9 protein-coding genes are annotated in these 7,382 nt (G+C 47.7%); 3 read left to right on the forward strand and 6 right to left on the reverse strand.

Annotated elements, in window-relative coordinates:
• Positions 1 to 29 precede the first annotated feature (29 nt).
• Positions 30 to 1,220 carry an aspartate aminotransferase family protein gene (locus VM802_RS11155; protein WP_325530360.1) on the reverse strand — a complete coding sequence of 397 codons (1,191 nt, stop codon included), beginning with the start codon at positions 1,218 to 1,220 and terminating at the stop codon, positions 30 to 32.
• A gap of 88 nt (positions 1,221 to 1,308) precedes the next feature.
• Here VM802_RS11155 and VM802_RS11160 point away from each other — a divergent pair, with 88 nt between their 5' ends.
• From VM802_RS11160 to VM802_RS11170, 3 genes are read left to right on the forward strand one after another with little or no spacing between them, the layout of a single operon-like run.
• A complete protein-coding gene (locus tag VM802_RS11160) occupies positions 1,309 to 1,842 on the forward strand; it encodes a gamma carbonic anhydrase family protein (protein WP_325530362.1) in 534 nt (177 codons plus the stop codon).
• A gap of 48 nt (positions 1,843 to 1,890) precedes the next feature.
• Positions 1,891 to 2,043: a hypothetical protein gene (locus tag VM802_RS11165; protein ID WP_325530364.1), complete on the forward strand. Its 153-nt coding sequence runs from the start codon at positions 1,891 to 1,893 to the stop codon at positions 2,041 to 2,043.
• A 12-nt stretch (positions 2,044 to 2,055) separates the two neighbouring features.
• Positions 2,056 to 2,208: a hypothetical protein gene (locus VM802_RS11170; protein WP_325530365.1), complete on the forward strand. Its 153-nt coding sequence runs from the start codon at positions 2,056 to 2,058 to the stop codon at positions 2,206 to 2,208.
• Here VM802_RS11170 and rsgA read toward each other — a convergent pair whose 3' ends face one another.
• The 5 genes from rsgA to VM802_RS11195 form a co-directional block, all read right to left on the reverse strand.
• Positions 2,209 to 3,138: a ribosome small subunit-dependent GTPase A gene (gene rsgA / locus VM802_RS11175; protein ID WP_325530372.1), complete on the reverse strand. Its 930-nt coding sequence runs from the start codon at positions 3,136 to 3,138 to the stop codon at positions 2,209 to 2,211. It abuts the gene before it with no gap.
• A 42-nt stretch (positions 3,139 to 3,180) separates the two neighbouring features.
• Positions 3,181 to 4,191: a vWA domain-containing protein gene (locus VM802_RS11180; RefSeq protein WP_325530373.1), complete on the reverse strand. Its 1,011-nt coding sequence runs from the start codon at positions 4,189 to 4,191 to the stop codon at positions 3,181 to 3,183.
• Between the two features lie 47 nt (positions 4,192 to 4,238).
• Complete coding sequence (locus VM802_RS11185; RefSeq protein ID WP_325530375.1) at positions 4,239 to 5,231, reverse strand: hypothetical protein; 993 nt, start codon at positions 5,229 to 5,231, stop codon at positions 4,239 to 4,241.
• 24 nt (positions 5,232 to 5,255) lie between these two features.
• A complete protein-coding gene (locus tag VM802_RS11190; RefSeq protein ID WP_325530377.1) occupies positions 5,256 to 6,125 on the reverse strand; it encodes a DUF58 domain-containing protein in 870 nt (289 codons plus the stop codon).
• A 71-nt stretch (positions 6,126 to 6,196) separates the two neighbouring features.
• Positions 6,197 to 7,198, reverse strand: coding sequence for an AAA family ATPase (locus tag VM802_RS11195; protein ID WP_325530379.1), 1,002 nt, complete (start codon positions 7,196 to 7,198; stop codon positions 6,197 to 6,199).
• Positions 7,199 to 7,382 lie beyond the last annotated feature (184 nt).

Below are 7,382 nucleotides of genomic sequence, written 5' to 3' on the forward strand. Positions count from 1 at the left end.
GACGCAGTCCTTCTGCGCCATTTTCAATATCATTTCTCCAACACCTTCTCCAACCCCTCGCAAATCACGCTACAAGCCCATTTGATCTCCTCCTCCTTAATAATCAGCGGAGGAGCAATACGCATGCACTCTGAAGCAAACAGGAACCAATCTGTAAGGACTCCTTTCGAAATACAATAGTCAATCACTTTCTTATTGACTTCAAAGCTTTCCAGTTCTACTGCCATCATAAGGCCGAGGGAACGTACTGCTTTGATAGCGGGATGTTTAAGATGTTGCAGGAACACCTGTTCTTTAGCTTTCACATCTTTTATCAGTTCCTCATGCAGCAAGGCTTTGAATCCGGCAAGACCAGCAGCGCAATTGACAGGATGTCCGCCGAACGTAGTGATGTGGCCCAATACAGGATTATTGGTAAGCGACCACATGATGTCGTGGGAGGCAATGAAAGCTCCCAGTGGCATACCACCGCCCAGGGCTTTTCCTAAAATAAGAACGTCTGGTACAATATCGTGTTGTTCAAAAGCCCAGAGGGTACCGTTTCTTCCCAGTCCGCATTGCACTTCATCCAGGATAAGCAGTGCACCTGTTTCGGTACATTTATTACGCAAAGCGTGTATCCATTCCCTTTGGGGTACAATTACACCACCTTCTCCCTGCACACTTTCTGCAATCACTGCTGCGGTCTGATTGGTGATCAGTTCCAGTGAGGAGAAGTCGTTGTACTCCAGGTGCTGGATACCCGGCAGGAGGGGACGGTAGGCATTGCGCCAGTATTCGTCTCCCAGGATGCTGAGTGCTCCCTGCGTGGAGCCGTGATAGCTGCGGTTGAAAGCTGCGATCTCTGTGCGGCCGGTATAACGCTTAGCCAGTTTCATAGCCCCTTCTATAGCTTCGGCGCCGGAGTTGGTAAAATATACACTACTTAGGTTCTCAGGCAGATGCTGTGTGAGCATGGTGGCAAAAGCCACCTGCGGCGACTGTACAAACTCTCCGTATACCAGCAGGTGCATATATTGCTGCGCCTGATATTGTATAGCTTCCACTACTGCCGGATGACAGTGCCCTACATTACATACACTGATACCTGCTATCAGGTCAAGGTATCGTTTGCCGTGGGCATCCCACATGTACATGCCTTCCGCTTTCTCTATTTCCAGCGCCAGCGGGGCGTCTGACGTCTGCGCTACATGCTGCAGAAAGAGTTGCCTGTTATTCATATTACATTCTCTATTGTTTGCGAAGTTAGAAAACAACTGCTAAATAGTAATTGTTATATTTGTACACCAGGCACTTAAACAACCTATTATGGCATACATTATTCCTCTCAGGGGCTTCACCCCACAGATTCCTGAATGCGCATTCATCGCCCCCAATGCCACCATCGTTGGCGATGTGGTAATGGGCAAGGGCTGCACGGTATGGTTCAACGCTGTAGTGCGCGGCGATGTGAACAGTATACGCCTTGGCGATAACGTAAATGTGCAGGACGGTGCGGTAATCCATTGTACCTATGAGAAATCAAAAACCGTTGTAGGCAATAACGTCTCCATCGGGCATAATGCTATCCTGCACGGATGTATCATAGACGATAATGTACTAGTAGGTATGGGCGCCATCGTAATGGACAATGCACACATCAGCAGTAACAGCATCATTGCCGCAGGCGCCGTGGTACTGAGCGGTACTCATGTGGAGCCAGGCACTATCTATGCAGGTGTCCCGGCCAAAAAGGTGAAAGATATTGACATGGCCCTTATCAATGGGGAGATTAACCGTATCTCAAAAAATTACAGTATGTATGCTTCCTGGTATGAAGGCACCGAAATAAAAGAATCTTAGCAAAAATGCGTTATTAAAAAGATATATATTGCAGGTAAATACTTTCCTATGAAATTATTCCTATGCCTGCTGCTGACTAGCTGTGTCCTGTTGTGTGCCTGCTCTTCGCAGAAAACAGGATGCCCCGCTACGAATTATTACACCAAAGAAGCCAAACAGCATAACCATCGTGCAGGAAAGCAGATGAGCCGCCTGTTTTAAAAAGTATGTCCTATGCGAAACAAAATCTGTCTGTTATTGATCCTATCCGTTGCCCTGCTCAGTGCATCATGCAGAACACAAAAGAAGGGATGCCCCCAACCCAAGCGTAACTGGGGCGCAGAAAAAGTACTGGACGAATTGAATAAACCCGGGAAAAAAGGATAATCAGTACTGTTCTTCCTGTATCGTTTCCAGGATAGTTGCATAGCTCACATATCTGTCTACGTCAATTTCGCCAGCTTCTACAGCGGCTTTCACCGCACAGCCCGGCTCGTTGATGTGCATGCAGTTATTGAACTGGCATTCCGTAATGTATGGCTGCATATCCAGGAAGTAGTGGGATAGTTCTGTCTTTGGGATATCCACAATACCGAATTCACGTACGCCCGGAGTGTCGATCAGGCAACCGCCTTCAGGCAGGTCATACATTTCAGCGAAAGTGGTGGTGTGCAGACCTTTACCGCTCCAGCCGCTAACGGCTGTGGTGCGCAGATCCAGTCCGGGCAACAGGTCATTGATAAGGGACGACTTACCTACGCCGGAATGGCCGGACATGAGGGTGGTCTTGTCTTTCAGCAAGGCCTTCACCTCGTCCACTCCATCACCTGTCGTGGCGGAGATCAGCAGTACCGTGTAGCCGATACTGGTATACAATTCCTCGATGGCTTCATACTTTTCCATCTCTTTGGCCTTGTAAATATCTTTCTTATTGAATACCAGGATCACCGGGATGTGATAGGCAGCGGCGGTAACCAGGAAACGATCGATGAAGCCCTGGGAGGTCCGCGGGTCCTTAACAGTGCATACTAATATAGCCTGATCAAGGTTAGCTGCTACAATATGTTTCTTGTTTTTGCCGTGGGGAGAGCTGCGCACAATGTAATTTCTACGGGCGCCGATTTCTGTTATCATGGCATTACAGGCGTCTCCTTCTTCAGGTTCTATTTCCACAATATCGCCCACCGCCACCGGGTTTGTGGAAGTGATACTGTCATCTTTTTTGAACACACCCTTCATACGAGCCTGGAATATTTCGCCTGCGGCGGTTTTCGCCACATACCAGCTCCCCGTTGATCTGTATACTTTTGCTTGCAATCTTTCCTGTTTATAACAGCTCCAAAGGTAGGAAATTACAGGTTAAGGAAGACTTCTGAATACAGAATAGCGCAGCACTGTTTCCAGCAATATGCATCCCAGCGCAATCATAGCCAGCAGGAAGAAATGTTCAGCAAATCGTTTATAAGAAGTGATTTCCACTTTGGTCTTCTCCAGTTTGTCGATCTCATCATATACACTCTTCAGATCGCTGGTGTTCGTAGCCCTGAAATACTGACCGCCGGTTTCTTTAGAGATCTTCTTCATCAGCGGCTCATCTATCTGTACATCCTGCATAACCATCTGCACACTGCCATCAGGCATAGGCATCGGGAACGGCGCTTTGCCAATGGTTCCCACCCCAATGGTATACACCCTTATCTTGAATGCCTTGGCTATTTCAAGAGCAGTGAGCGGATCTACAAGGCCGGTATTATTCACACCATCCGTGAGCAGGATGATCACTTTACTTTTAGCATGACTGTTGCGCAGGCGGTCTACAGAAGTGGCCAATCCCATACCGATGGCGGTACCATCCTGGAGCATGCCACTTTTCACCTGCATGATCTGGTTCTTCAACACAGCATGATCCGTGGTAATAGGACATTGCGTGAAACTCTCTCCCGAAAAAACTACCAGGCCGATACGGTCGCTGATACGTTTGTCAACAAAGTCCATCGCTACTTTCTTGGCCGCTTCCATCCTGTTAGGCTGCAGGTCTTCTGCCAGCATACTTCCGGAAATGTCTATAGCCATCACAATATCGATACCTTCACTATCTATATTTTCGGAAGTGTTGGAAGTCTGTGGTCTGGCCAAAGCGGTCACCAGCGCCGCAAATGCCAGTATGCGCAATACCAGTAACAATGGCCTGAAACGTACTTTCCAGGATACCGGCAGTCCTTTAAGCCCTTCTACAGAAGATACCATCATAGCTCCCTGCTGTTGCCTGCGGCGGGCAAAATACCAGTATATCATCACTGGTATCAGCAGCAGTAGCCAGAAGAAAAGCGGGTAGGCAAATTCAATATTTTTCCACGTTGAAAGATCCATTATCTCAATCTTGCGAATTATAAATGATGAATAACGAAATATCTTTTTTATGAAGAAGATTTTTCGTTGGCCGGCTCACTGGCTGGTTCTGCTTTGGGCCGTGTCCACTCCAGGATCTCTTCGGCTTTGTGCATACAGTCTTCATGCTCGTCGGCAGTAGGCTGCAGCTTGGCGAATTTTGCCAGGTCAGCAATGGCCAGCAGTGCACGCAGCTTGTCGCGTTGCTGATTCAGTTTTGTTACAGGCTTAATGTTCTGCAGAAGCTCTTCACTGGTTTGCTCGAGGGCGGCAATACCAAACTGGTGTTCAAAATAGGCGCGTAGAATATCTGTAAGCCTGGTATAGTATTGTTTTATATCTCCCTGCTGCCATAACTTTTCCTCTTTGAGCGTTTTCAGCTGCTGAACAGCAAGTTCATACGGTGTAATAACAGGTCGTACTTCCACTGGCGCTTTCTTCGGGCGCTTGCGCAGATAGAACCACAGGGCCACTGCCGCGAGCGCAATAACAACTCCGATCAGAATATACAGCCAGTAGTCCCAGATGCTCCAGGGTACCGCCCGTACAGTCTTGATAGGCTTGAATGCTTTGGTAGTATCAATAGCTACCGTATTTACATCCAGGGGAATAGGCTGACTGAAAAGTGTATCGAAGCTGGTATCAGCGGTGGCGCCGTACACTTCAAACTTCAACGGAGGAAACTCCCAATGCCCGGAATCAAAACTGGTAACCGTGAAGGTCTGCCTGAGCACCTTCTGGTCCTGTTGTGCAATGGTATCCGGTGTAGTGCGGGTCACAACTTCAAAATGATCAAGGGAATCCGGTAATACGGGGAACAAGATCCTGAAGTTCGGGTTCTTTAACTGGCCGGCAGGGATGGTAGCGGTAACATGCACTTTTATCTGTTCGCCTATCCTTATGCTGCTGGTATCTGCACTGGCCGACACCTGCGGCTTCTCCTGTGCCTGCAGGCAAAAGGGATACAGCAGCCCCAGGAAGAAACATAAAAATATACGCCTTATAACTTGCTGTTTATACATGTTTAATTTGCTCTTCTTTATAACTTATGCCCTGTTGAGGAAAAATGTCTGTAATGCTTTTACATAGTCTTCATCGGTGCGGATGGTCACCAGCTCAGCGCCGCTCTTCATGAAGGCATTCCGGCAGTACTGTGTATGCTGCTGGAATTGCTGTTCATAGTATTGTCTCACTCTGCGGTCGGAGGTATCTACCCATTGCCTGGCGCCGGTTTCTGCATCAGCTACCTGCACCAGTCCTACCGGAGGCAACTCCTTATCACGCTGGTCGTATACATGTACGCCAACTACGTCATGCCGCCTGGAAGCAATATTGAGGGCATCCTGGTAGTTACCCGCCAGGAAATCACTCAGCATAAATACAATGCTGCGTTTTTTGGTAGCGTTATTGAAGAAGCGCAGGGTCTCCTTGATATTGGTACCTTTTCGTTTAGGCGTAAACGATAACAACTCGCGGATGATGAACAGAATATGTGACTTGCCTTTCTTCGGCGGAATGTATTTTTCCATACCATCACTGAAGAAGATAACGCCTACCTTATCATTGTTTTTAATGGCGGAAAAAGCCAGTACAGCGCATAGTTCTGTAATGAGGTCGCGCTTGTCCTGCTTCTTCGTACCGAAGGAAGAGCTTTCACTCACATCCACGAGGAGCATTACCGTCAGTTCCCTTTCTTCTTCAAACACCTTTACAAATGGATGGTTGAAGCGGGCGGTCACGTTCCAGTCGATGGATCGTACATCGTCACCAAAATGATAATCCCTTACTTCGCTGAACGACATACCACGCCCTTTGAATGCGCTGTGGTATTCGCCCGCAAAAATATGATTGGTAAGCCCTTTGGTCTTGATCTCGATCTGTCTTACCTTCTTTAATATTTCAGCCGTTTCAAGCATCGGATGAGCAGTTGTTAGCCTTTAGTTTTTAGAAAGTCTGATACATACTAATAGCTGATAGCTATCAGCTGCTATGGTACTTCTACTGCGTTGAGTATTTCGCTCAGAATGTTCTCACTGGTTACATTCTCAGCCTCCGCTTCATAGGTGAGCCCCACGCGGTGACGCATGACGTCAAGGCATATACTCCGTATGTCCTCAGGGATCACATAACCTCTGCGTTTCATGAATGCATACGCTTTGGCAGCCAGCGCCAGGTTGATGCTTGCCCTCGGAGAACCTCCGTAGGCGATCAATGGCTTCAGCTTCTGCAGCTTGTATTCTTCCGGATTACGTGTAGCAAACACGATGTCGATGATATATTTTTCGATCTTCTCATCCATATACACCTCGCGTACCAGCTTGCGTGCTTCGGCGATGTCTGAAGGCTGGATGATAGCGCGGATGGGAGAGGAGGCTTCCGGGTTGAGATTCTGACGGATGATGAGTCGCTCTTCTTCCCTTGTAGGATAACCGATCACTACTTTAAGCATGAAACGGTCTACCTGGGCTTCCGGCAGCATATAGGTACCTTCCTGTTCTATCGGGTTCTGGGTGGCCAGTACCAGAAAGGGATCATCAAGTTTAAAAGTATTTTCACCAATGGTGATCTGTCTTTCCTGCATGGCTTCCAGCAGGGCGCTCTGTACTTTTGCCGGGGCACGGTTGATCTCATCCGCCAGGATAAAGTTGGCAAAGATCGGACCTTTGCGCACCATAAACTCATTGCGCTGCTGGTTATAGATCATCGTACCAATTACGTCGGCAGGCAGCAGATCCGGTGTGAACTGGATACGGCTGAACTTAGCGTTGATGGCAGACGACAAGGATTTGATAGATAATGTTTTTGCAAGACCAGGCACACCCTCAAGCAACACATGCCCCTGGGCCAACAGGCCGATAAGCAGTCTTTCCACCATATAGCGCTGGCCAACAATCACTTTGCCAAGCTCCATATTCAGGAGATCAACAAAAGCACTGGCCTGGTGGATTTTTTCATTCAGTTGCCGGATGTCGGACGAAGTATTTTCCATGCTATTTGTTTTTCAAGTGTGCTAAAATAATCATTCTCTGGTCAAATAAAACTTATTACTATGTGAAGGGGCCGTTAAAATGCTGTTAAACTTGCTGCTGTGGCTCATCTCACACAAAGCAGACTCCCCTGACGACGGCCAATTTAATAAAGGCGCCGCATATTTATATAATATTTTCCGCATA

Source organism: Chitinophaga sp., assembly GCF_035538455.1.
GTDB lineage: Bacteria > Bacteroidota > Bacteroidia > Chitinophagales > Chitinophagaceae > Chitinophaga.

What these genes read in the sequence shown, in the direction of transcription:
- VM802_RS11155 (WP_325530360.1), bottom strand. Translation starts at nt 1,220, where the DNA reads ATGAATAACAGGCAACTCTTTCTGCAGCATGTAGCGCAGACGTCAGAC.
- VM802_RS11160 (WP_325530362.1), top strand. Translation starts at nt 1,309, where the DNA reads ATGGCATACATTATTCCTCTCAGGGGCTTCACCCCACAGATTCCTGAA.
- VM802_RS11165 (WP_325530364.1), top strand. Translation starts at nt 1,891, where the DNA reads ATGAAATTATTCCTATGCCTGCTGCTGACTAGCTGTGTCCTGTTGTGT.
- VM802_RS11170 (WP_325530365.1), top strand. Translation starts at nt 2,056, where the DNA reads ATGCGAAACAAAATCTGTCTGTTATTGATCCTATCCGTTGCCCTGCTC.
- VM802_RS11180 (WP_325530373.1), bottom strand. Translation starts at nt 4,191, where the DNA reads ATGGATCTTTCAACGTGGAAAAATATTGAATTTGCCTACCCGCTTTTC.
- VM802_RS11185 (WP_325530375.1), bottom strand. Translation starts at nt 5,231, where the DNA reads ATGTATAAACAGCAAGTTATAAGGCGTATATTTTTATGTTTCTTCCTG.
- VM802_RS11190 (WP_325530377.1), bottom strand. Translation starts at nt 6,125, where the DNA reads ATGCTTGAAACGGCTGAAATATTAAAGAAGGTAAGACAGATCGAGATC.
- VM802_RS11195 (WP_325530379.1), bottom strand. Translation starts at nt 7,198, where the DNA reads ATGGAAAATACTTCGTCCGACATCCGGCAACTGAATGAAAAAATCCAC.